General features: G+C 68.1%; 20 protein-coding genes. 10 read left to right on the top strand and 10 right to left on the bottom strand.

Features of this window, described 5'->3' with window-relative positions:
• Positions 1-43 precede the first annotated feature (43 nt).
• On the bottom strand, positions 44-1,225 hold the full coding sequence (locus CCS38_RS18460; RefSeq protein WP_223734387.1) for a substrate-binding domain-containing protein: 1,182 nt from the start codon (positions 1,223-1,225) through the stop codon (positions 44-46).
• 23 nt (positions 1,226-1,248) lie between these two features.
• Positions 1,249-2,067 (bottom strand): sugar phosphate isomerase/epimerase family protein, encoded by an 819-nt coding sequence (locus CCS38_RS18455; protein WP_223734386.1) that lies wholly within the window; start codon positions 2,065-2,067, stop codon positions 1,249-1,251.
• A 106-nt stretch (positions 2,068-2,173) separates the two neighbouring features.
• Here CCS38_RS18455 and CCS38_RS18450 point away from each other — a divergent pair, with 106 nt between their 5' ends.
• Positions 2,174-3,457, top strand: a complete 1,284-nt coding sequence (locus tag CCS38_RS18450; RefSeq protein WP_223734385.1) for an ROK family protein — start codon at positions 2,174-2,176, stop codon at positions 3,455-3,457.
• Between the two features lie 139 nt (positions 3,458-3,596).
• Here the strand turns inward: CCS38_RS18450 and CCS38_RS18445 are convergent, their stop codons facing one another.
• Positions 3,597-3,944, bottom strand: a complete 348-nt coding sequence (locus tag CCS38_RS18445) for a transposase family protein (protein ID WP_223734398.1) — start codon at positions 3,942-3,944, stop codon at positions 3,597-3,599.
• 100 nt (positions 3,945-4,044) lie between these two features.
• Positions 4,045-5,187, bottom strand: a complete 1,143-nt coding sequence (locus tag CCS38_RS18440) for an FAD-dependent monooxygenase (RefSeq protein ID WP_223734384.1) — start codon at positions 5,185-5,187, stop codon at positions 4,045-4,047.
• Positions 5,188-5,358: 171 nt separating this feature from the next.
• Between CCS38_RS18440 and CCS38_RS18435 the strand changes: the two genes are divergently transcribed.
• Together CCS38_RS18435 and CCS38_RS18430 are read left to right on the top strand one after the other, a co-directional pair.
• Complete coding sequence (locus CCS38_RS18435) at positions 5,359-5,736, top strand: ArsR/SmtB family transcription factor (protein ID WP_223734383.1); 378 nt, start codon at positions 5,359-5,361, stop codon at positions 5,734-5,736.
• Positions 5,737-6,011: 275 nt separating this feature from the next.
• Positions 6,012-6,776 carry a transposase family protein gene (locus tag CCS38_RS18430; RefSeq protein ID WP_223734382.1) on the top strand — a complete coding sequence of 255 codons (765 nt, stop codon included), beginning with the start codon at positions 6,012-6,014 and terminating at the stop codon, positions 6,774-6,776.
• A 529-nt stretch (positions 6,777-7,305) separates the two neighbouring features.
• Here CCS38_RS18430 and CCS38_RS18425 read toward each other — a convergent pair.
• Genes CCS38_RS18425 through CCS38_RS18400 form a run of 6 tightly spaced genes read right to left on the bottom strand, consistent with a single transcriptional unit; the run spans position 7,306 to position 13,391 of the window.
• A complete protein-coding gene (locus CCS38_RS18425) occupies positions 7,306-8,100 on the bottom strand; it encodes an IclR family transcriptional regulator (RefSeq protein ID WP_223734381.1) in 795 nt (264 codons plus the stop codon).
• A 54-nt stretch (positions 8,101-8,154) separates the two neighbouring features.
• Complete coding sequence (locus tag CCS38_RS18420) at positions 8,155-9,087, bottom strand: CaiB/BaiF CoA transferase family protein (protein WP_223734380.1); 933 nt, start codon at positions 9,085-9,087, stop codon at positions 8,155-8,157.
• Positions 9,084-10,232 carry an acyl-CoA dehydrogenase family protein gene (locus CCS38_RS18415; protein ID WP_223734379.1) on the bottom strand — a complete coding sequence of 383 codons (1,149 nt, stop codon included), beginning with the start codon at positions 10,230-10,232 and terminating at the stop codon, positions 9,084-9,086. The genes CCS38_RS18420 and CCS38_RS18415 overlap by 4 nt, the downstream gene beginning before the upstream one ends.
• Entirely contained in the window at positions 10,229-11,422 is a 1,194-nt protein-coding gene (locus tag CCS38_RS18410) for a hypothetical protein (protein WP_223734378.1), read from the bottom strand. The genes CCS38_RS18415 and CCS38_RS18410 overlap by 4 nt, the downstream gene beginning before the upstream one ends.
• Before the next feature lie 2 nt (positions 11,423-11,424).
• Entirely contained in the window at positions 11,425-12,225 is an 801-nt protein-coding gene (locus CCS38_RS18405) for an enoyl-CoA hydratase/isomerase family protein (RefSeq protein WP_223734377.1), read from the bottom strand.
• On the bottom strand, positions 12,222-13,391 hold the full coding sequence (locus CCS38_RS18400; RefSeq protein ID WP_223734376.1) for a CaiB/BaiF CoA transferase family protein: 1,170 nt from the start codon (positions 13,389-13,391) through the stop codon (positions 12,222-12,224). The genes CCS38_RS18405 and CCS38_RS18400 overlap by 4 nt, the downstream gene beginning before the upstream one ends.
• Before the next feature lie 250 nt (positions 13,392-13,641).
• On the opposite strand from CCS38_RS18400, the gene CCS38_RS18395 reads away from it, so the two are divergent.
• The 7 genes from CCS38_RS18395 to CCS38_RS35345 all read left to right on the top strand — a co-directional run.
• Positions 13,642-14,757, top strand: a complete 1,116-nt coding sequence (locus tag CCS38_RS18395) for a zinc-binding dehydrogenase (RefSeq protein ID WP_223734375.1) — start codon at positions 13,642-13,644, stop codon at positions 14,755-14,757.
• The gene (locus CCS38_RS18390; protein WP_223734374.1) at positions 14,750-15,448 is read left to right on the top strand and encodes an RraA family protein; all 699 of its coding nucleotides are present in this window, start codon (positions 14,750-14,752) and stop codon (positions 15,446-15,448) included. The genes CCS38_RS18395 and CCS38_RS18390 overlap by 8 nt, the downstream gene beginning before the upstream one ends.
• Positions 15,449-15,451: 3 nt before the next feature.
• Positions 15,452-16,912, top strand: a complete 1,461-nt coding sequence (locus CCS38_RS18385) for an aldehyde dehydrogenase family protein (protein WP_223734373.1) — start codon at positions 15,452-15,454, stop codon at positions 16,910-16,912.
• A 95-nt stretch (positions 16,913-17,007) separates the two neighbouring features.
• A complete protein-coding gene (locus CCS38_RS18380) occupies positions 17,008-18,330 on the top strand; it encodes an MFS transporter (RefSeq protein ID WP_223734372.1) in 1,323 nt (440 codons plus the stop codon).
• The gene (locus tag CCS38_RS18375) at positions 18,287-19,294 is read left to right on the top strand and encodes a 2-hydroxyacid dehydrogenase (protein ID WP_223734371.1); all 1,008 of its coding nucleotides are present in this window, start codon (positions 18,287-18,289) and stop codon (positions 19,292-19,294) included. The genes CCS38_RS18380 and CCS38_RS18375 overlap by 44 nt, the downstream gene beginning before the upstream one ends.
• A gap of 1,070 nt (positions 19,295-20,364) precedes the next feature.
• Positions 20,365-22,086, top strand: a complete 1,722-nt coding sequence (locus CCS38_RS18370) for an L-lactate permease (RefSeq protein ID WP_223734370.1) — start codon at positions 20,365-20,367, stop codon at positions 22,084-22,086.
• Between the two features lie 126 nt (positions 22,087-22,212).
• A partial coding sequence (locus tag CCS38_RS35345; RefSeq protein WP_308050831.1) for an FAD-linked oxidase C-terminal domain-containing protein occupies positions 22,213-23,618 on the top strand: 1,406 nt, incomplete at its 3' end.

The raw sequence follows: 23,618 nt of genomic DNA, 5'->3' as shown, positions 1-23,618 counted from the left end.
CTGCGCGGCCGGGGAAACCGCGAGATTGAGGGGGTGGGGTGTTTCAGCGGCGGTAGGACTTGCGGACCTCGGCCGGCGGCTGTTCGTGATAGACACGCCGCCACGAGTCGAAGAGGTTGTCGTGCGTGACCGGGAGCGCCCCCAGGGCGACGTACGGCGGGGCCTTCTTGCCGATCAGGCTGTAGGCGGCCAGCCGCGCCTCGGTGACGCCCTGGTCGTACGGGCGCTGCGCGCCGAGCCCGCGCACGATGCTCTTCTTCGCCATGGCGATCGCGACGTTCTTGCCGAGGTCCTCGGTGGTCACCGCGAGGTTGTCCCGGTCCATGCTGCGGGCGGCCGCCAGGATCCCCTCGGTGGGGACGTCCCACACGCCCCAGATACCATCCAGGTCCGGGTGCTTGAGGAGCATCGCGTTGGCCGCCGACTGGGCGTCGCCCGCGAGGTCGGGGCCGACGATGCCCTTCTGCTCCACGATGCGGATCTTCGGGTAGTCGCGCTTGATGGTGTCCTTGAAGCCCTGGAAACGCTGGGCGGTGACGAAGAAGCTGGCCTGGTGGTAGACGGCGCCGACGGTGCCCTCGCCGCCGAGGGCGTCGGCCATCAGGTGTGCGGCGACCACGCCGTTGCCGTAGTTGTCGGCCGACACCGCTGAGACGTAGTCCCGGCCGGCCTGCATGCCGTTGGGCACGTTGTCCATGAACACCAGACGGATCCCCTGGCGGGCGACCGCCTTGTACGCGCCCGCGGTGGCGACCCCGTCGGTGGGGATGGAGACGATGATGTCCGGCTTGCGGGCGGCGATGGTCTCCAGATCGGAGACCTGCTTGCCGGGGTCGGAGCCCGCGTCGGTCACGGCGATGACGCGGATGCCCAGCCGGGCGAACTCGGCGCGCAGCCCCTTGATCTGGGCGCTGGTCCAGTCGTCGCCGGTGTAGTGCATGACGATCGCCGCCGTGGCCTTGGCGCCCTTGACCTTCGCTATCTCGCGGGCGGTGAGTGCCACGTCGTCCGCGGGGGTGGCGCTCTCGCCGTGCGGGCCCTTGCTGAGCACCTTGTCGCGCATGTCGGCGAGCGCATGCTGCGCCGGTGCGTAGCCGCGGTACTCGAACGCGGTGCTGCCCGGTGAGGTTCCGGTGCCGCACCCGGCGGCCCCGAGGAGCACGGCCGCCGCGGCGAGCACGCCCGCGGCTTTCCCATGCCTGTGCTTGTTGCGTATATCTGTCATCAGCCGTGCCTTTCCCGGGCCGGTCAGCCGAGCAGTCGGTCCAGGTACGCGCGGCTGATACGGGCCGCGTCCTTCGGGTCTCCGTCGTACGCGTCGAGCTCGACGATGGCCCAGCTGTCGTATCCGGCCTCACGCACGGCGTCGAGCACGTCCTTGAAGTCCAGGGAGCCACCGCCCAGGGGCAGGAACTTCCCGGTCGTCAGGTCGATGTCCTTGAGATGGACGTGCGCCAGGCGGTCGGGGTAGCGGCGGATGAGCTCCGCCGGGTCGCCGCCGCCCGCAGCCAGGTGCGCGGTGTCGGGGCAGAAGCCGATCCGGGTGCGCGCCATGGCCTTCTCCACCTCTGCGGGGCTCTCGACGATGGTGCCGAGGTGCGGGTGATAGCTGGAGTCCAGGCCGTGCGCCTCAGCGATCTCCACCACCGTGTCGAGGGCGGCGCCGAGCCGGTCGTAGTCCTCCTCGCGGGTCCCGTCGGCCCGGCGTGCGCCGCCGCCGACCACCAGGCGCTCGGCGCCGAAGCGCGCGGCGAGCTCCGCGGTGCGGGTCACCTTCGCCAGCTCGTCCGGGAGGACGTCCGGGTAGATGAAATTGGCGCCGGTGTAGACACCGACCAGGGTCAGCCCCGTCTCTTCCAGCAGGCCGAGCAGCTCGCCGGGCCGGTCGGCGTAGTCCACGAGGTTGCCCTCGAAGACCTCGACGCCCTCGTAACCGGCGGCCGCGATGTCGCGGAGGGCCGGCTCCAGAGGCCCGGCGGAGCGGTAGTGCAAGTCCTTGACGCTGGTGACTCCGGAGGCATCCCCGACGACTCCGCCCCAGGTGATCGAGTGGTAGCCGAGACGCATGATCCATCCTTCCGTTTGCGGTGACGACATCTTGCGCCGCCGGTATACATAAGTCAATGGTCCGATAACATAAGAGGCAGTTGACGGAGACGAAAAGGGGGGCCGGATGAGCCTGCGACCAGCCGTGGAGAGGGCGCCAGGCGCCGACCTGACCTCCGACTTGCTGACCTTGCTGGAGCTGGTGCGTACCGGCGCGGCCCGCACCCGCACCGAGCTCAGCACGGCCACCGGCCTCGGCCGGACAGCGGTCACACAGCGGGTGACCCAGCTGATCGAGGCGGGACTGCTGGAGGAGGGCGAGCTCAACGCCTCCACAGGAGGCAGGCAGGCCCGGACCCTGAAGTTCCGCAAGGACAGCGGGCGGATACTCGTCGCCGAACTCGGCGCGACCTCGTTCTCCGCCGGTGTCACCGACCTGTGCGGGAACCTGCTGGCGCACCACAGTGAGCCCTGTAACATCGCGGCCGGCCCCGAGCCCGTACTGGAACGCGTCGAGGCGAGATTCGACACCCTTCTGAAGAGCACCGGCTCCGCGCCCGTCTGGGGCATCGGCGTCGGACTCCCGGGACCTGTCGAGTTCGCGACCGGACAGCCGAGCGAGCCACCGATCATGCCGGGCTGGGACGGATACCCGGTACGCGACCGGCTCGCCCGACGCTACGACGCGCCCGTATGGGTCGACAACGAAGTCAACCTCATGGCCCTCGGTGCCCTGCGGGAGGACGGTTCCGCCGTCCGCGGCGACCTGCTCTACCTCAAGGTCGGCACCGGCATCGGCGCGGGCATCACCACCGCCGGACGCCTGCACCGCGGAGCGCAGGGCTGTGCGGGCGACATCGGCCACGTCGCCGTACTGGACGACAGCCCCGTGGTGTGCCGCTGCGGCAAGACCGGCTGCCTGGAGTCGCTGGCAGGCGGCGCGGCACTGGCCCGCGACGGGAAGGCCGCAGCCGAGGCCGGCACCAGCCCGTACCTCCGCGAGACCCTCGCCGCCTCCGGAACCGTGACCAGCAAGGATGTCGCGGCCGCGGCACAGGCCGGGGACCGCACCGCGGTCGAGCTGCTGATCACCGCGGGGCAACGGATCGGCGCTCTCCTGGCCACCCTGGTCAACTTCTACAACCCCTCGACGATCCTCCTCGGCGGCGGCGTGGCCGGTGCGGGCGATCTGTTCCTGGCCACCATCCGGGAGACCATCTACCGCCGCTCTCTTCCGCTCGCGACCCGCGACCTGCAAATCCGCCGAGCGAATGCGGGAGACCTGGGCGGACTCGCCGGAGCATCGCTCATGGTCTGCGAAGAGCTGTTCTCGATGCCGGCCTTCTGCCGCTGGCTCCCGCGGCGCACGCCGGCTGGTTACCCCGAACTGCCCGACGAGTCCCGCACCTGACTGCAGGAACGGACCATGCGGTGACATACGGCACCGGGCCCCAGCAGGCACGACACCGGCAACCGCCCTTCTGCTGGTGCTCCACACCTGCCTCGTCCGCCGCATCCCGCAGCGCTCGGCCAGTGAGCCTTTTCCAACCTCAGGTTGAGGCGTGACGAAGGGCGGGGATGGTCTTCACGATGGCGGTGACTCGGTTGGTGCTACAGCGGAGTTTCTGTGGGAGGCGCCAGCCCTTCAGGGCGGCCATGGCTTGCTCGCCGAGGCAACGGATCCTGGCGTGGGTGCTGTTGTGCCGACGTTGCCGCAGCTTGAGACGCCGACCGCGGACGGGCGCCCGGGTGGTGCCGCCGGCGCCTCGATACGCCTTGTCCGCCCAGCACTTCACCTCCGCGTCGCGAGGGGTGCAGTCACCGGCAGCGCCCATGTCGTGGCGAGCGCCGGGAACGGTGGGTGAGGCCGACAGCAGTCGACCTGCCGCATCGGCGATGGCCTGCCGAGCCGGGCTCGTCGGACATGACGGCGCCGACCCGGCTGAGAGCTACCGCGGAGCTGCGCACCGACCGGTGACCGGTCGGTGCGGGCTCGGTCTACCGGTTCGCGGCTTCGCGAGAGGCGATCCGGTTCGTGCGACCGACCGCGCGGCCCACGGCGTTGCGCACCGCGAGGCCCGGCCGGGTGTGGGGCACCATGAGCCTGGAGAGCAGGCCGACGCGTCGCTGCCGCGGGCCTACCTCACGGCGGAGCCGCGACTCGTAGGCGGTGAAGGCGCGGGCGTGATCACCGGGATGGGCGGCGAGCTCTTCTGCGAGGGCGTACGCGCCCGCCATCGCCATGCTGGACCCGTCGCCCAGCAGGGCTGTCGCCGCCGCGGCGTCCCCGAGCAGTACGACCCGTCCGCGGGACCACGAGGGCACCCGGACGGTGGTCAGGGGGTCGAAGAACGGAGCCGGGTGGTCGAGGAACGCCGCCACGAGTTCCGGTGCCCGCCACCGCACGTCGGCGTAGGCGTCGGCCACGGTCTGCTTGTGAAGGGCGATGTTCTTGCGGTCGTGGGGCGCCGGCTGTGCGGCCCGGAAGGTGAAGATCGCGAGCGGAGTGGTCCGCGAGGGGTGGAGGACCAGCATCCGGTTCGGCACGGTCAGCATCGTCATCTCGCTCGGGTCCTCGATGGCGCCGGGTTCCAGCGGGACGGTCGCGCCGTACAGGCCCAGGTCGCTCGCGAACTGCCGCTCGGGGCCGAATACCAGGTGCCGTACGGTGGAGTGCATCCCGTCGGCACCGACTACCAAGTCGAAGCGCCGTGGCGCGGACCGCCGGAAGGTGACGTCCACCCCGCCTTCATCCTGGTCGAGAGCGGTGACCGTGTCGTCGAACACGAACTCGGCCTCGGTCTGCGCCGACCGGTGGAGCACCTCGGACAGGTCGGCTCGGGTCACTTCGACCGTCGGAGTCTTGTCCGAGGTGAGCGGGAGTTGCAGGATTCGCCTGCCGCCGGGGTCGAGCAGGGACAGCGACCGATTGCGGGTTGCGAGCCCGTGGAGCTGCGGGAGGATGCCCATGTGGTCGGCGACCGGGATCGCGGGCCCCTTCACGACGATCGCGCTACCACCGGAGCGCAGCTGCCGGGCGTGTTCGACGACCGTTGGCCGGTATCCATTCCGGGAGAGCCAGTAGGCGAGTGCGGGCCCTGCGATTCCGGCACCGACTATCAGCACCTCGAATTTCTTCATGACGATGACCTCTCGGAGTGTCCATGACCAGGCCCCCGGTGAGTGCCGGGGCCGGGGCTCAGGGCGCGGCGGCACGGGGCAGCACAGCCCGGGCAAGGTACGAAAGATTTCGTACCTAAGTGGAGCACGTCCTTCAGGTACGATGCAAGTCGTACTTGAAGGAGGTGCGGCGTGGCCGGGAGGAACCTGGTCGGCCCGGAGGCCGATGCGCTCGATCTGGGTGCGGTGTTTCGTGCCCTCGCCGACGAGCACCGTCGTTCGGTGTTGACGGAGTTGGCCGCCGACCGCAGCGACAGCGAGCGGGGCTGCAACTCGTTCGATCTTCCGATCTCGAAGCAGACCCAGACCCACCACTTCCGGGTCCTGCGCGAGGCAGGTCTCATTGACGAGATCGACTACGGCAACCGCAAGGGCATCCGACTACGACGCGCGGACATCGAGAAGAGATTCCCCGGGCTGCTCACGCTCCTAGAAGCAGAGCCCCCGGGCGGTACTGCTCCTCGCCGAGCACAGCTGAGCACACCGGAGGGGAGTCCGAGTCGGCCCTGAGCCGCGAGCTCGGCCGAATCCAGCTCGCGCCCGGCTCGCAGGTAGCCGAGCACGACGCGGGCACGAATGGGATCGGTGTCGCTTCGACCACCGTCCCGCGCTCGTGATCGGCGCCGAACTCTTCCGCACACTCCCTCACGCCCACACCCACTGAGGTTTCCTCAACCTGCGTGCGGAGCAGAGCCACTGGGGGTAAGGGCGGGGTCCGGGCGTGGAGAAGCTCCTGGTAGACGGGTGCGTGTCGAGTCCAAGCCATCCTGCCAGGAGCTTTCCGCATGCTCGTCTACCCAGCCGGGGTGGATCTGTCCACCTCCGCTCTGCGCTTCCTCGCCCGTGAGTTGACCGCACGTCGTCTTGCGCAAGGGACACGATGGCGCCGGCTGGCCGCCGGACGGCAGGCACTGCTCGTGCTGGCTCATCTACGATGCGGCCATACCTATGCCCAGCTCGCCGCCGGATTCGGTGTGGGCACCACCACCGCCTACCGGTACATCGCCGAGGCCGTCGACATCCTGGCCGCTCTGGCTCCAACCCTCGCCGAGGCGGTGAGGACAGCCTCCGGCAAGGCGTTCGTGATCCTGGACGGCACGTTGCTGCCGATCGACCGGATCGCCGCCGACCGCCCCTTCTACTCCGGGAAACATAAGAAGCACGGCATGAACGTGCAGGTGATCGCCGACCCGGCGGGACGGTTGCTGTGGGCCTCGCCCGCGCTGCCGGGATCTGTCCACGACATCAAGGCCGCGCGAACCCACGGCATCATCGGTGCCCTGGCGGGGACCGGGGTGGATTGCTGGGCCGACAAGGGCTACCGGGGCGCCGCCGGCACCGTGCGAGTTCCCTACTGGGGGCGCTGGGAGACTCTCGCCCCTGGTCAGCGGGCCGTCAACTGCTCACACGCGAAGACCCGTGCACTCGTCGAACAGGCCATGGCCACCCTCAGAACCTGGCGGCTCATGCGCAAACTGCGATGCTCTACCAGCCGTATCACCAGCCTCGTCCAGGCCGTCCTCACCCTGCACCTAACATGCACAAACTGAGGTTGGAAAAGGCTCAGTGCCTCGAACTTCGCCTGCCACTCGAAAACCGCCGCCTACCACTGCCCCACTGTGATGACGTGCGCCACGGGCCCCGCTCCCGGCGCGCCGCCGGGCCTGGATCCTCGGCCGGTCCGGCCCTCCCCGTACGACATCGCCTTTCCTTCCCCTTGCCCGTCAGCTTGGAAGAGCGCGACTTCCCCGGTGCAGGAAGCCGGGAGCGACGGCTGCGTTATGGACCTGGCCGGCTTCCACGCGGACATTTCCTGGGGGCTGTGCCCGTGTTCGAACAGGACCGGGCCCGTGCCGCCGTCGCCGGACCCGCAACGTGCCTGCCCGAAGTCCGTCTTCGCCGGATTGCAGGCCTTATCCGAGAGGCAGTCCAGGCCGGACTTCCTGCCACAGATCATGCGGAGCAGACGCTCTTCGCACGGGCAGGAGCAGCCGGCGAGAAGGATCCGTCGCTGCCTCAACTCACGCCGCTCAGGTCTGTTGAATGCTCTGCATGAACCACTCATGCACAGCATTCAGTTCACCGGACCACAACCTTCCCTGAGGCGTTGCCGCCGATCCGCAGGTTGGCGGAGATTTCGTCAGCCGCCTCCCGCACCTGATTGCCGAGGCGTGCCCGCTGTTCCCGAGAGACCTTCATACCGAGGCATGTCAGACTGATCGCCGCGATCACGGTCCCAGCGCTGTCCCGTACTCCTGCGGCGAATCCATTGATCGCATCGTGGAACTCATGAATATCGACCGCATAGCCATCGCGTTCATACGCTTTGAGATCGCGAGCGAAGGTCATCGCGCTGGTCCGGGTCTGCTCCGTCATCCCGACAAAGTCGTGTTCGGCCAGCCAATCCTCGCGTGCAGAATCCGGTAGCTCCGCCACCAACACCTTACCCAGTGCCGCAACGTGTGCAGGCAGCCGTGTCCCGACACGGGTGACTACATGGACTGCCGCAGCTGCGTCCTCCACCTTCTCGATATAGACCACGTCGTGGCCGTCCAGGACCGCGAGGTTGCACGTCGCATGCTCGCGCGCGGCAAGCAATTCCATCGTGGGTTTGGCAATCTGACGTACGTCGAGGACGTCGAGCGCGGATGCGGAGAGCGCGAACAGCTTCATCCCAATGCGATAGCGCTGGAGTTCGTCGCGGACGATGAACTCCTTGGCCGTCAGGGTTTGCAGGAGCCCGTGAGCGCTGCTCTTGGCAATACCGAGCTCCTGCGCGATCTCGATCATTCGGAGCCCCGCGCGGTGGGTGCCGAGCAGCTCCAGCAGCTCGGCGACCCGGTCTGCGGACTTCACGGTGCCATCGGCGGCCATGGTCGAACTCCCTGCATACGAAGATGTCACTTCTCGCGCGGTGCACGAGACGCATTATTGTCCCGCATGAGCGACGCCGGCCTCATACAGCGCCTTGATGCTCTCTTGGGAGTAGCCGAGCTCGGCGAGGACCTCGGTGGTGTGTTCGCCCAGCCGCGGCGGAGGGCGATGAGCAACCGCCCAGGCGGGGGTGCAGCCTACAGGCGTGCGCAACATCGGCAATGAGCCCACTGTGGGGTGGTTGACCCGCTCCACCAAGGACGGTCGGGCGGCGATCGCCTCGGTCAGGCCGAGGACCGGCACGTCCTCAGGCACGGGCCCCTCCTCTGTGTGCCCGTAGGCTTCCCGGAGTATGTGATCGATCTGGGCAAATAGCTGGGCGTCGAGGAGATTGAGTTCGAGCGTGGCGCCATGGCCGGTGTGCCGTCGACGGTGCAGAGCGCTGGTGATGGATACGGCCGCCAGGACACCGGCCGCGAAGTCGGGCAGGCTGACGCCCATCCGGGCCGGCCGGCCGTGCGGCCCCCCGCACAGCCACATGGCTCCTGACAGCGCCTGGATGATCGGGTCGTTACCCGGCTTCCCGGCGTACGGGCCGGTGCGCCCGAACGCGGAGATCGCGCAATAGATGAGGTCCTCGCGCGTGGCAGACAGGCTCGAAGCGTCCATACCGAGTGCCGACGCGGCCGCCGGCCGCATGTTCTGCACGACGACGTCCGTGTCGGCGATGAGCCGGTGGGCGGCCTCGCGCCCCCGCGGATCCTTGAGATCCAGTGCGACGGACCGCTTGTTCCGGTTGAATGCGAGGTAGATGGCGCTTTCTCCGCCCGTGTGGACGGCTCCCATCCGGCGGCCGATCTCCCCGGTCACAGGCGGTTCGATCTTGGTTACTTCGGCGCCGAGGTCGGCGAGCAGCATCGTGCACCACGGGCCGGCGACGAAATGGGTGAGGTCGACGACCCGGACACCAGCCAGTGGCGGCGTCATCGCAGTAGCTCGCGCGCGATGATGTTGCGCTGGATCTGATTGGTGCCTTCGACGATCTGCAGGCCCTTGGCCTCCCTCATGAAGCGTTCCATGGGGTAGTCGGTGGTGCAGCCGTAGCCGCCGAAGACCTGCAGGGCGTCCACGGTGACCTTCATGGCCATGTCGGTGGCGAAGGTCTTCGCCGCACCGATCAGCGGAGCGGCTTCGCGTGTGGACACTCCGGAATCGAGCGATGCGGCCGACTTGTAGAGCAGCTGCCGGGCGGCTTCGATCTGGATCTGCATGTCTGCGAGCATCCATTGCAGGCCCTGGAACTCCGCGATCGGCCTGCCGAAGGCGGAGCGGGACTTGGCGTAGGCGACGGCATTGTCCAGCGCGCCCTGGGCCAGCCCGATTGCGCGTGCCCCAACGAGCGGCCGAACCTTGGTGAAGCAGGTCGCCGCTGTAACGAATCCCTGCCCCTCCGCGCCAAGGCGGTTTTCCTCGGGCACGAAGACGTCATCGAAGGTGACCGCGCAGGAGGGAATCGCGCGGCCGCCGATCTTGTCCTCGGGCGCGTCGACGGTCACCCCGTCGGCCTTGGCATCGACGATGAACGCGGTGATTCCCCTGCCTCCGGCCGAGGGATCGGTCTTGGCGAATGTGACGAAGTAGTCGGCGACGGCGGCATTGCTGGCGAACACCTTGCTGCCGGAGATGCGGTAGCCGCCGGGCGCCGGCCGTGCGCGCGTCTTCAGCGCCGCCATGTCCGAGCCGGCCTCCGGCTCGGTGTTGGCGGTGGAGAACTTGATCTCTCCGCGGATCAGCGGCGGCAGGAAGCGCTCCTTCTGCTCCTCCGTGCCGGCGTGACTGATGGCATAGAACGGCTGCCAGGTCATGACCAGCAGATACGAGGTGTTGTAGCAGACCCTGGTCAGTTCCTCGATGACCAGGCAGCAGGTGAGCATCCCCTCGCCGGAGCCGCCGAGTTCCGGCTGGAACGGCAGGCCGAGCGCGTCCTGCGCGATCAGCAGCTGGAGCATGTCGTCGGGGTACTGCTTGCTCCGGTCCCGCTCACGGGCACCGGCCGCGACCTTGGTGCGCGCCAGCTCCCGTGTGGCGAGCTGAATGTCGACCTGATCGTCCGTCAGGCTGTACTGGTTCATGAGGGACTGTTCTCCTTGGGGCGTTCGTATGCCGACGGGGTGCTCAGGGCGAGTAGTGGCGAGGAGTCGTCGTGCAGGCAGCGGAACAGCGCCTCGACGATCCAGTAGTTGCCGTAGGGCATGACGTCTTCCAGCGGGAACCGCGAGATGCCGGCGCCCGCCTTCTCCGCCGGGAGACGTCCCCAGCTGCTGTGCAGCAGGACGCCGCCGGGCGACAGGTAGCCGGCGAGAAGCTCTGTGATGATGGCGGTCGCGGCAGGCGCCGCCCACTCGGTGGATTCCGGGTCGAGGGCCGCGAGCTTGAGCAATGCGTTGGCAGAGATCGCAGCGCTGCATGAATCGCGCGGGACATGCGGGCGATTCGGATCGCCGAAGTCGTAGAACGCCACGTGGTCCTGGGGCAGGTGATCGACGTACCAACGGCTCGCAGCGCGTGCCACGTCGAGAAAGTCCTGCTCACCGGTTGCCTCGAACGCGTTCACGTAGTTGTGCATCGCCCAGGACTGACCGCGTGCCCAGGTCGTGTCGTCCGCATACCCCTGCATCGAGTAGCGGTTCCTTACGGTGTTCGTTCCTTCCTCGAACTCGATGGCTTGGAACACCGAGCCGTCCGCTCGGACGATCCCGGCGTCCAGCAACGCCCTGTTGTGCTTCACCGCAAAGTCGATCAGAACCGGGTCGTAAGCCGCAGCCCAGTAGAAGGGCAGCAGGTTCAGTCCGGTGTCGATGACGGCCCGATTGACCCCGGGGACCTGCAGGAACGCGTTGAGGCGCGGAACGAAGTTCTTGGCGTACTGACGGGTGGCGGCGAGAGCACTGTCCACAAGCGACTCGTCAGCGGTAACCCGCGCGCCGAGGCAGACGGCGTAGAACAGGTCGCTGCCGGCCGCGGAGAATCGCGGCGGACGTGCCGAGAGTGTGTCGCCGACGACCCGGCTCACCGTGCGCGCCGCTTGCGCCATCCGCTGGTCGTCGAAGTGGGCAGCGGTCAGCCAGAGTCGGCCTGCGAGAAAGCCCGCCCACTGGAAGGTGGCCCACTGGTCCGGGTCGTACCGCGCCGCGCGCGGATACCCGCCGGTGCGATAGCTGAATGACGGGACCGCGCCCTGCGGGGCCTGCTCGATCAGCCTGACGACCTGCTCGCTGCCGTCACGGATCGATGCAAACGCGGCCTTGAGCTGCTTTGGCACTGTCAAGGGGATTCCTCGTGAGGGATGGAAGGGAACACTGGCGGGCGCTTCGCGAAGAAGGCATCCACGCCCTCGCCTGCGTCGTTGCTCTGGAAGACCTCGCCGAACAGGGTTGCCTCGAGCTCACATGCCTGTGCGAAAGAAAGCTGCATGCCTTCGTCGACCAGCCGTTTGATGCACGCACTGGCCGACCGTGGACGTTGGGCCAGCTCGCCGGCCCAGGAGAGCGCTTCGGCCATCAGTGCGGACGGATCGACGATCCGGTTGATCATCCCTATCCGGGCCGCTTCGGCTGCGTCGATCGGCGTCCCGCCGAGCATCAGCTCCTTGGCCTTGGCGATGCCTATCAGGCGAGAGACCAGCTGTGAGCCGCCGTTGCCGGGGAAGACGCCCCGGGTGATTTCCGGGAAGGCGAAGCGGGCGCGGCCGGTCGCTATACGCAAATCCGCGTACAGCGCGAGCTCCAGGCCGCCGCCGAAGACGACCCCGTCGAGCGCGGCGACAACGGGCTGGGGACAGCCACGGATCGCTCGGCCCAATCGGTGGCCGGCTCGGGAGACCTCGTCCGCATTGCCCTGCCGGATCCGCTCAGGGAACTCCCTGAGGTCGGCGCCTGCCGAGAAAGCCGCCTCACCCGCACCGCGTAGCACGATCACGCGAATATCCGCACGCGACGAAAGATCCTCGAACGTCGTGGTGAGCGTCGCCTTCACCACCGTGCTGAGCAGGTTGAGCGGTGGCCGATCGATGGACACCACCGCGACGGCATCGCGAACCGCTACGTCCACCGGAGGCGTGGTCACGCGTCCTCCGCCCCGGTCCCCAGCTCTGCGAGCAGTTCCTCGGTGTGCTCGCCAAGCTCCGGCGGAGCCAGTCGAATGGGAAGCCGTGCGCCGTCGAGACGCAGCGGAAGGGCGACAGTCGACAGCTCACCGAGCCCCCGGTGCGTGAAGCGCTGGACGAGTTCGTTGTGCACCACCTGGGGGTCGTGTACCGCCTCGGTCAGTGTGTTCACCGGTGCGCACGGCATACCGCGCTCGCCGAGCACGCCGAGCCAGTCGTCGCGGTCACGAGTGTCAAGGATGTCCTGGAGGTATGCCACCAGGGACTCCCGGTTGCGGCAGCGATCGACATTGGTGGCGTACCGCTCGTCCTCAGCCAGTTCCGGTGTGCCGAGCGCCTCGCACAGCAGGTGCCAGAACTTCTCATTGATCGCCGCGATGTAGAGGTAGCGCCCGTCGCGGCAGCGGAATGCCTGGTACGGCGCGAACTGCGGATGCGCGCTGCCGAGCCTTGGCTGGTCTTCGCCGGTGATCAGATGCTCCTGCGCTCTCGGGCCGAGCGCGAAGATCTCGACGTCCAGCAGGTTCAGATCCAGCTTGCAACCACTCCCCGTGGTGGCGCGGCCGAACAGCGCGGCGGTGATGGAGAAGGCCGCCATCATCCCGGCCCCGAAGTCGGGCACGCTGACCCCCTGCCGTGCCGGCGGGCCGTCCTGCTCGCCGGTAATGCTCATGGCCCCGGAAAGTGCCTGGATGATCGGGTCGTTGCCGGGCAGATCGGCGTAGGGACCGTCGGTACCGAATGCGGAGATCGAGGCGTAGACGAGACCTGGATTGATCTTGGCGAGGTCTGCGTAGCCGAGACCGAGCTGGTCCGCCTTGCCGGCACGGAGGTTCTCCACGAACACGTCCGCGCCGGAGAGGAGTTGGTACAGCGTCTCCCTGCCGCGTGGGTCTTTGAGGTCCAGGGCGACGCTGCGCTTGTTGCGGTTGAAGGAGAGGAAGACGGCGCTGTGGTCCCCGGCGTAGGTTCCGCCGGCGTTCCGCGACATGTCGCCGACCCCTGGACGCTCGATTTTGATCACGTTTGCGCCGAGGTCTGCCAACACCATCGTGCACCACGGGCCCGCGGCCAGATGGCTGATGTCGATGACGGTGATTCCCTCGAGCGGGAGCCGGACGGGCACCGGGAGACCTCCCTGATCGGTTCGTATGTGTGAACTCGGTTCTGACCGTAGAGCCGCCCGCCGAGCCGGGCAAGTGGCCCCGGCGGAAAAAAATCTCCGGGTTTCCCCTCTTGAGTTCCCGCCGGCGCTTGGTATCGTCGCCGGCCAGTTCATGTCAGCGAACCCGGTTCGAGTATTTCCCGGGCAGCGCTGCGCAACTTCTGAGGCCACACACCATCCCGCCGCACCAGGCACGAGAGAGGGGCCAACCATGACCAGAACGAGCCGGGCCGTAGTGCTCGAAGAGTTCGGCAAGCCGCTGCAGCTGCGCCGCTACGACGTGCCCACTCCGCAGGAGATGGCCGCCCTGGTACGCGTGGAATACGCTGGAGTCTGCGGCACCGACCTCCACCTGCAGTCCGGGCATCTGCCCATTCCGGTCCCCGTGGGGCTCGGGCACGAAGCGGTCGGCCGTGTGGACACTCTGGGCCCGGGGCTGACCCACGACGTACTGGGCAACGAGCTCGCACCCGGCGACTGGGTGTCGTGGCTGAACAACATTGCGTGCGGACGGTGCCGCTTCTGCCTGGTGGAGCAGCAGCCGACGCTGTGCACGGGCAGCCGCCGGATCTACGGCATCAACCAGAGCGCCGACCAGTGGCCGCACCTGTCCGGCGGTTGGGCCGACTACATCTACCTGCAGCCCGGCACGGTGCTGGTCAAGCTGCCGGAAGCCGCCACACCGCAGCAGGTCATCGCGCTTGGCTGCGCGGGCCCCACGGCAGTGCACGGGGTGCTCAACGAGGTACGGGTCCGGTCTGGCGACACCGTCGTGGTGCAGGGCTCAGGACCGGTCGGCCTGGCCGCGGCGATGTATGCCCAGCTGTCCGGGGCGAAGAAGGTCATCATTGTCGGCGGCCCGGCGACGCGCCTGGAACTCGCGAAGCGGCTGGGTGTCGGCCACGTCCACATCGACGTCTTCCAGGTTGCCGATGCCGACGAGCGCACCGAAATCGTGCATGGCGAGACGGACGGCGCCGGCGCGGACGTGGTCGTGGAATGTGCCGGAGTGCCGAGCGCGGTCGCCGAGGCCATCGACTACGCACGACCGGATGGCGCCATCGCCGTCATCGGCCAGTACACCGACCATGGGCCGACCCCGATCAATCCACACCTGATCACGCGGAAGAACCTGAACATCTCGGGTTCGTGGGGCTTCGGCGCGCGCCACTACCTGGGCTACATCGCCTCGCTTCCCCAGCTGGTCGCCAACTTCGACATCGGACAGATGGTCTCCGAGTACGCCCTGGAAGAGGCCAACTCCGCCCTCGCGGACGTCAAGTCCGGCGCCGTGGTCAAGGCCGTGCTGAGGGTCGGCGATGAGTGAGTGCCGGCTGAACACCTCAGTGACCGACCCGAGACAGCCACGCCCCTCGGCGAATCTGCTGAGGCGGCTCGTCGCAGTGCCGACGGCCGCGTTGTCCGATGCGATGCTGCGTCTGCCCGGCGCGGTCGGCGTATTGCCCGTCGGTGGACCGCTTGGGGAATGTCGTATGGCCGGTCCCGCGCTGACGGTGCGGACCCGGCCGGGGGACAACCTGGTCGTGCACAAGGCCGTCGACCTGGCCAGGCCGGGAGACGTCCTGGTGATTGACGCCGGTGGTGACACCAGCCGGGCAATCGTCGGTGACCTGCTCTGCCGCTATGCCGCCTCCCGCGGGCTGGCCGGCATCGTCCTGGACGGCGCGGCGCGAGATGTGGCAGAGCTGCGCGAGCTCGATCTACCCATCTTCGCTCGAGCCGTCTCGCACCTGGGGCCGTACAAGAACGGCCCCGGTGAGATCGGTGGCCCCGTCTCCATCGGCGGCCTCCCGGTCTCCCACGGCGACCTGATGGTCGGTGACGACGACGGGGTGCTCGCGCTCGCGCCGGCGCGCGCCGAACACATCGTGTCCGACGCCGAGGCCCTGGTGGCCCGGGAAGAACAGACCATCGCCGCGATCAAGTCGGGAACCTGGGACCGGTCCTGGGTGGACGCGGCCCTGACCATCACCCCACTGGACGACATACGGGAGTAAGGCATGAGTATCCAGGAAGTGCTGGAGCTGAGTGACCCCGCGAACTTCATCGACAACCGATGGCAGCCCGGTGCAGGGCCAACGCGCCCGGTCCGCAACCCGGCGGACCCGGCAGATCTCCTGCCTGGTGTGCCCGATTCAACGCCATCGGAAGTCGACGCTGCCGTCGAGTCGGCCACCCGGGCCGCCCGCCACTGGGCGGCGACCCCGGCACCGCAGCGGGGCGATGTGCTGCGCCGGTGGAACGAACTGATCGGCGAGCATGCAGAAGAACTGGCCGTCCTGATGACCCGCGAGATGGGCAAACCGCTTGCCGAATCACGAGGGGAGATCGGCCGGGCCCGGCTGGAGCTGGAATACGCGATGGGCGAGGCGACCCGGCTGCACGGGGCCACCATTCCCAGCCGGATGCCGGAACAGCTCGTCTACACGCAACGCGGGCCGCTCGGCGTGGTCGGAGCGATCACGCCCTGGAACTTTCCTGCGGTGGCACCCATCCGCAAGCTCGGCCCGGCCCTCGCTGCAGGCTGCCCCGTGGTTCTCAAGCCGGCAGAAGAGACCCCGCTGACGGCTCTGGCGCTGGCGACGCTGCTGCGCGATGCCGGCCTGCCCGATGGCGTCGTCAACGTAGTGTGCGGCCGGGGCTCCGTCGTGGGAGCCCACCTCGCCGCGCATCCGAAGATCGCCGGGGTGTCGTTCACCGGATCGACCACGGTAGGCCATGAGATCGCCGCGTCGGTGGCCCGCCGCCTCGGCGTCGTGCAGCTCGAACTCGGTGGCAAGAACGCTGCTTACGTGCACAGCGCGGATGACCTCGGCCGAGTGGTAGAACAGATCACCAGCGCTGCCGTGCAGACATCCGGCCAACGGTGCACCGCTATCAGCAGGGTCATCGTCCAGAACGAGATCGCCGATGAACTGGTGCGCCTGATCACCGAGAAGTACGCCGCCCTGACGGTCGGCCCCGGGCTTGACGCGGCGATCCAGGTCGGCCCGCTGGTCAACGAGCAGCAGCGCGACCGCGTCGCGGACTACGTCCGAAAGGGACTTGAGCAGGGCGCGACCCGCACGACGCCCAACCGAGCCGTGCCCAACGGGCCGTACTTCGCCCCTACCGTGCTCGACCACGTGACGCCGGACATGGTCGTCGCCCGAGAGGAAATCTTCGGCCCGGTGCTCACCGTGCTGCGGGTGTCCGATGTGGATGAGGCAATCACTGTCGCGAATGACTCCGACTACGGCCTGGCGAGCGTGGTGTTCAGCCGGGAAATCGACGTCGCCATGAAGTTCGCTCGCGAGATCAGCACGGGCATGGTCCACATCAACCACGGCACCATCAGTCAACCGCACGTCCCGTTCGGGGGCGTGCACGGCTCAGGTCTCGGCGAGTTCTCGATCGGGCACACCAGCACCGAGTTCTTCACCCGGCTCAAGACCGTTTACCTCAGCCCGCGTATTCCCTGACCGGACCTGGTTCCCTGGAGCCAGCGCACAGAGGAGAAGCTGGATTGACTGTGTCTACGCAACGGCGCGTCGCACGGAAAGTCAACGGGCGGGTAGTGCCTATTCTCGCGGGCGCATTCGCCATCGCGTTCCTGGATCGGTTGAACATCAGTATCGGAGCGTTGCAGATGCGCGCGGACGCACATTTGAGTGCGTCTGCGTTCGGCCTCGGTGCCGGGATTTTCTTCATCTCGTACTTCGTATTCGAGGTGCCGAGCAATCTCATCCTGCACCGCGTCGGCGCACGCAGATGGATCGCGCGCATCATGTGGAGTTGGGGTCTGGTGACGATAGCCACCATGTTCGTCTCCGGACCGGTCAGCTTCTACATCCTGCGAGCACTGCTTGGAGCAGCTGAGGCCGGCTTCGTGCCGGGCGTTGTCTTCTACCTGAGCCAGTGGTATCCCGGTGGGGAACGCGGGCGAGCATTTGCCTGGTTCCAGCTCGCGGTTCCGGTGAGCTTCGCGTTCGGCTCAGTCCTCACCGGTGCGCTGCTCGATCTGAACGGCCTGGCGGGACTCCGCGGATGGCAATGGATCTTCATCGTCACCGGAGCGATCGCGGTCCTCTACGCATTTGTCTTCTGGTTCTTCGTCCCCGACAAGCCGGCAGAGGCGAAGTGGCTCACTGACGAGGAACGCAGCTGGCTCACGGAAAGTTTGCGGAGCGAGCACGAGCAGAAGCTGGAGGCGGGCGAGCAAAGCCTCCGTGCGTCGTTCACCAATCCCCGGGTCTGGTATTTTTCGCTGCTGTACTTCACGATCATACTCGCCCAGTGGGGCATCGGATTCTGGCTGCCGCAGATCCTCGCCAAGCGCTTCAGCGCAGCCAGCGACTTCCAAGTCAGCCTGCTGTCTGCGGCCCCGTGGCTACTCGCCCTGGTCGCCATCGTCCCGGTGGCCCGGCATTCCGACCGCACCGGGGAGCGACGCTGGCATCTCGCGGTGCCGTGCGTGATCAGCGCGATCGGGTTCGCCTTCAGCGTGTACCTGTCGCAGCCCTATCTGGCCCTCGCAGGGATCGCCGTGGCGCTGATCGGGCTGATGGCCGCGGTCCCAGTGTTCTGGAACCAGCCCACCGCTTGCCTCACCGGCCTGGCTGCCGCCAGTGGATTCGCAGTGATCAACTCGGTCGGGAACCTCAGCGGGTTCGTGGGCCCGTACCTCCTCGGCCTGGTCACACAAGCCACGGGGAGCGCCTCGGGGGGAGTCCTCCTGCTGGCTCTCTCCCTCGTGATCGCCGCGTTCCTGGCCGTACTCGGACCCAGGCAGGCCGTGCAGGAACAGCGGACCAGCGCCTGGACCAAAGCGGCTGGGCCGGCAGAAGGAGAACCGGATGACAAACAGCACAGCGATAAAGCGTCCTTTGGGCGCGAATGACACTCCGGCGCGGATCGCGGTCACCTGTGCCCTCGCCGGCCCGGCCCTTGACCTGCTCCGCACCGTAGCCGAAGTCGAAGTGCCCGATGCAGATCGCCCGCTGTCCGCAGATGAACTCCGCTCGCTGGTGGCAGGCGCGGACGCGGTGGTCGTCACCGTGCACGACAAAGTCGACCGCGAGCTGCTCGACGCTGCCGGGCCGGCCCTGAAGATCGTCGCCAACGTGGCAGTCGGATACGACAATGTAGACGTAGCCGCGTGCGCGGATCGCGGCCTGGTGGTCACCAATACGCCGGGCGTGTTGACCGACGCCACCGCGGACCTCGCGATCGGCCTGCTGATGTCGGTCACCCGCCGGCTCGCCGAGGGCGATCGCATGCTGCGGGCGGGCACGTCCTGGTCCTTCCGGCTCGATTTCTTGCTGGGCTGCGGGATGCAGGGAAAAACGTTGGGCATCGTCGGTCTCGGCCAGATCGGGCGGGCGGTAGCGCAGCGGGCGCGCGCATTCGGGATGAAGGTGGCGTACACCGGGGAACGGGCATCCAACGAGGTTGAGCAGTCTTTGGCCGCGCGCTACGTCTCGATGGACGCGCTGCTTCGTGAGGCCGATTTCGTTTCCCTGCACTGCCCGTTGACCCCGCAGACGAGCCATCTCATGGACGCCGCAGCATTCGACCGGATGAAGCCGACGGCCTTTCTGGTCAACACCAGCAGGGGGCCGATCGTGGACGAGTCCGCCCTGGCGGACGCGCTCGAGGCCGGCGCCATCGCGGGTGCGGCACTCGATGTCTTCGAAGAGGAACCGCGAGTGGAGCCCCGACTGCTCGCCATGGACAACGTCGTACTTGCGCCACATCTCGGCTCGGCGACCCTGGAGACCCGCACGGAGATGGCCGTGCTTGCCGCGCGCAATGTCGTGTCCGTGCTCACCGGAAGCGGTGCCCTGACTCCCATCTCCTCCTGATTGCACATGGGGCTGCCGCGATGATCCGCGCCGGCGTGTCGACGCCGGCGCGGATGCCGGGCTCGCGCTGAGTCCCCACGGACGGAGGCGAGGGCGTGCTCGACGTCCGCTACGGACGCAGGAGAGAGCCATCGGCACTCGTGCGAGGGGCGGGCCAGCGCCTGACGCACTGGCGCAAGGCTCGACGTGATGAAGCCCTCCGCGTATCGGGACGCTTGCACACGCCGGCCTCCACGCATCCGCAACGTTCTCCGGGCGCGAGACGGGTCCCGGTGGTTTCTCGAAGAGGACCCAGTACTGGTCTCCGAAGACGAACCCCCGGTCCGTTAGTTGATGTTGTTCATTCCCCGGTGCTGGCAGGTGGAATCCCTCCGAGGGCGGGTGCCGCCGCGATGAGGTCCGCCCGGAATCGACTCCGCCGAGTCCGGCTCGCTGATCGCGGCCAGTTGTTTCGCGGCCGTCCTGTGTGGGGCCGCGCAGGATCCCGCCCCCCTGATCTCTGGCGGCGTCTCGAACGGACGCTGTACGTCGTTCCGGCGGGGGGTTGTCAAAGAGTCCCTGGTCGGGGCAGGCCGGGGGCCGTCCTGCAACTCGCCGAAGCGGGCCCGCGCCGAGCTTGCTGCGATCGGGTTGCGGGGGAGTGGGTGGAGGCGGGGTCTCGATATCGCAGGACGGGGCGCCGCGGTCTCATGGGTCCTGTGCCGCCGCGCGGCACCGCAATCCGCCTGCGATGGGGGCACACGCCTTGGCGGCTGATGATGGCTCCCTGGTGGCGTGAAGGGCGGTTGGCGGACCTTCTGGCTTCTTTGTCCGGCGCTCCCTGGGGGCGCCTGAGGGCTTGAGAGTGCCTGCCTGCGGTGCCTCGGGGCGTGCTGTGTCCCGGCTTGATGGTCGTTGCTCCGACTGCGAGGCCCGGACGCCGCATTCCACGCTGGCCGAGATGCGGCACGTTGCCGCCGTGCAGACAACTTGTATCTGAGTCGTGTCTTGACGAGGTCTCATGCTCACCCTATGTTTCCGTTTAATGAACTCGGGATTCCGTATTGTGAAACTCCCCGGGAGGGTGTGCCGTGATCCGCTCGTCGGGCTCAGCGTTTCAGCCCCTGCTCAACCCCGTCGCAGATTCGTCTGCACTGTCGGCGCTCGCAGCCGCAGCGCCGCTGATCATCCTGTTCGTCCTGTTGGGAGTGGTGCGGTGCAAAGCGCACTGGGCGGCTCTGGCCGCCCTGGTCTGCGCCCTCGCCGTGGCGTCTGTCGGGTTCGACATGCCGATAGACCTTGCAGGCGATTCGGTGCTCGCGGGAGCGGCCTTCGGCCTCTTCCCGATCATGTGGATCGTGGTGAACGCCATTTGGATCTACAACATGACGGTCGCGACCGGGCACTTCGACGTGCTGCGCCGTTCCATCTGTTCCATCTCGCCGGATCTGCGGATCCAGGCGGTGGTCATCGCGTTCTGCTTCGGTGGCCTGCTCGAGGCGCTGGCCGGGTTCGGAACTCCGGTGGCCATCACCTCCGCGATGCTGATCGCCGTCGGCCTGCCGCCGTTGAAGGCGGCCTCGGCGGCACTGGTGGCGAACACTGCCCCGGTGGCCTTCGGCGCCATGGCCGCGCCGATCACCACGCTGGCCGCACTGACCCACCTGCCGGTCCATGACGTATCGATGATGGTGGGCCGCCAGACGCCCGTGCTGGCGCTGGTGGTGCCCCTCGTCCTGGTGATCATCGTGGACGGCAGACGCGGAGTGAGGCAGGCGTGGCTGCCGGCCCTTGTGGCCGGTGTCGTCTTCGCCGGGGCCCAGTTCGCGTCGTCCAACTACCTGTCGGCTCAACTCACCGACGTGGTGGCATCGTTGGTGGCCACCGCTGTCCTGGTGCTGCTGCTGCGCCGCTGGCGGCCGGGGACGGTGGTGGCCGCCAAGGTCTCGTCGGATGAGGAGATCGCGGCCGGAGTGGGGCAGGCCGCGATGCTGGCCCACAAGGTCGAGGCGGGCGTGGGCGGCGAGCGTGTGCCCGTTGCCGTACGTTCCGCCCGGGCGAAGCCGCACGGGCGGGGCGCCGAGACCCTGCGCGCCTACGCCCCGTACGCAGTGATCATCGCGGTGTTCTCCCTGGCCCAGCTCCCGGTGGTCAAACACCTGCTGGAGAAGACCACGGTGTCGTTCGCCTGGCCGGGACTCGACGTGCGCACGGCGACCGGCGCCCCCGCCAGTTCGACGATCTTCCACCTCGACTGGCTGGCCTCCAGCGGCACACTCCTGCTCCTGTGCGGCTTGATCGTCGTGCCCGCCCTGGGGCTCGAACCCCGCGCAGCGCTCAAGACCTACGGTCACACCGTGCGCCAACTGCGCATGGCCATCCTGACCGTCGCGTGCGTACTGGGCCTGGCCTACCTGATGAACCTGTCCGGGCAGACCACGGCGATCGGCCACTGGCTGGCGGGGGCCGGCCAGGCGTTCGCCTTCCTCTCGCCCATCCTGGGCTGGCTCGGCGTGGCGGTCACGGGATCGGACACCTCGGCCAACGCACTGTTCGGATCGATGCAGGTGACCGCGGCCACCGACGCGGGACTCGAGCCGCTGCTGTTCGCCGCGGCCAACAGCAGCGGCGGCGTCATCGGCAAGATGGTCTCCCCGCAGAACCTCGCCATCGCCGCAGCGGTCACCGGGATGCACGGGCGCGAAGGCGACCTGCTGCGGAAAGTCGTCGGCTGGGGCCTGGGAATGCTGCTGGTGCTCTGCCTGCTCGTGCTCCTGCAGTCCGGCGACGTGCTGGGGTGGATGGTGCCCTGACCTGCGGATTCTCCCGCACGCCTTGACGCGCCCCCACATGAGATACAACTTAGATACGACTGGTCGGCGGGTTCCCCGCAAGGCACTCCAAGCGCGGACCGACGACCTGAAAGAGAGGAAGGACCAGTGTTGAGGACGCTGGCGTTCGCCGAGTTCGAAGAGGCGCTCGGCCCCGAGGCGGTGGTGACCGATCCGGTCGCCCTGCGCTCCTACGAATGCGACGGGCTGACCGGCTTCCGCGTGACACCGTCGCTGGTCCTGCTGCCCGGCAGCGCGGACGAGGTGGCGGCATGCGTGTCGATCTGCGCCCGGGAAAACATCCCCTTCGTCGCACGCGGTGCCGGCACAGGGCTGTCGGGCGGAGCCCTGCCCGTCGCCGAGGGAGTCGTCATCTCACTGCAGCGGCTGCGCAGCATCGTGAGCATCGACCCGGAGAACCGACGGGCCGTGGTGGAGCCCGGAGTCACCAACGCGGACATCAGCCGCGCCGTCGCCCCCCACGGGCTGTACTTCGCACCGGACCCCTCCAGCGGACAGGTGTGCACGATCGGCGGCAACGTCGCAGAGAACTCCGGCGGCGCGCACTGCCTCAAGTACGGCTTCACCGTGCACCACATCCACGCCGTCGACGCCGTCCTACCCGACGGCACCCGCACCCGGCTCGGCTCCGACGCACCCCACCAGGCCGGCTACGACCTGCTGGGCGCCTTCATCGGATCCGAAGGAACCCTCGGCATCGCCGTCCAGATCGAAGTGCGACTGCTGCCCAAACCCGCCTCCTGGCGCGCCCTCGTCGCCGACTTCGACTCCCTGGAGGCCGCCGGCGACACCGTCACCGACATCATCGCCGCCGGCATCGTCCCGGCCGCGATCGAAATGATGGACGCCCTGTCCATCGAGGCCGTCGAGTCCGCCGTCTCGGCCGGCTACAACCGCAACGCCCGCGCCGCACTGATCGTCGAGGTCGACGGACCCCACGAGGAAGTCACCGCCCACTTCGCCGAGATCCGACAACTGTGCCGGGCCCGCGGCGCCACCCACCTGCGGGTGGCGGCCGACGCGAACGAGCGCGCCATGATCTGGAAGGGCCGCAAGGCAGCCTTCGCCGCAGTCGGCCGCATCAGCCCCAACTACCTGGTCCAGGACGGCGTCGTCCCCCGCACCCGGCTCGCCGAAGCACTGACCCGGATCGCCGAGCTCGCGGATGCAGCCGGTCTGCGGGTGGCCAACGTCTTCCACGCCGGAGACGGCAACCTCCACCCCCTGGTCCTGTACAGCGAGGCCGCAGGGGAGCACGACCGCGCCGAACACCTGTCGACCTCGATCGCCGAACTCTGCGTGGACCTGGGCGGCTCACTGTCGGGCGAGCACGGCATCGGCACCGACAAAGCCTGCTCCATGCCCCGCCAGTTCGACCCCGACAGCCTGGATGCGATGCGGCTGCTGCGCACCGCCCTGGACCCCCACGACCTGTGCAACCCCGGCAAGGTGCTGCCCACCCCACGCCTGTGCGGCGAGCGCCCCGGCCCCTA

It is taken from the genome of Streptomyces purpurogeneiscleroticus (genome assembly GCF_020024005.1).
Lineage (GTDB): Bacteria > Actinomycetota > Actinomycetes > Streptomycetales > Streptomycetaceae > Streptomyces > Streptomyces purpurogeneiscleroticus.
Note: the sequence above shows the minus strand (reverse complement) of the source record. Positions and strands in the feature narration are given on the sequence as shown.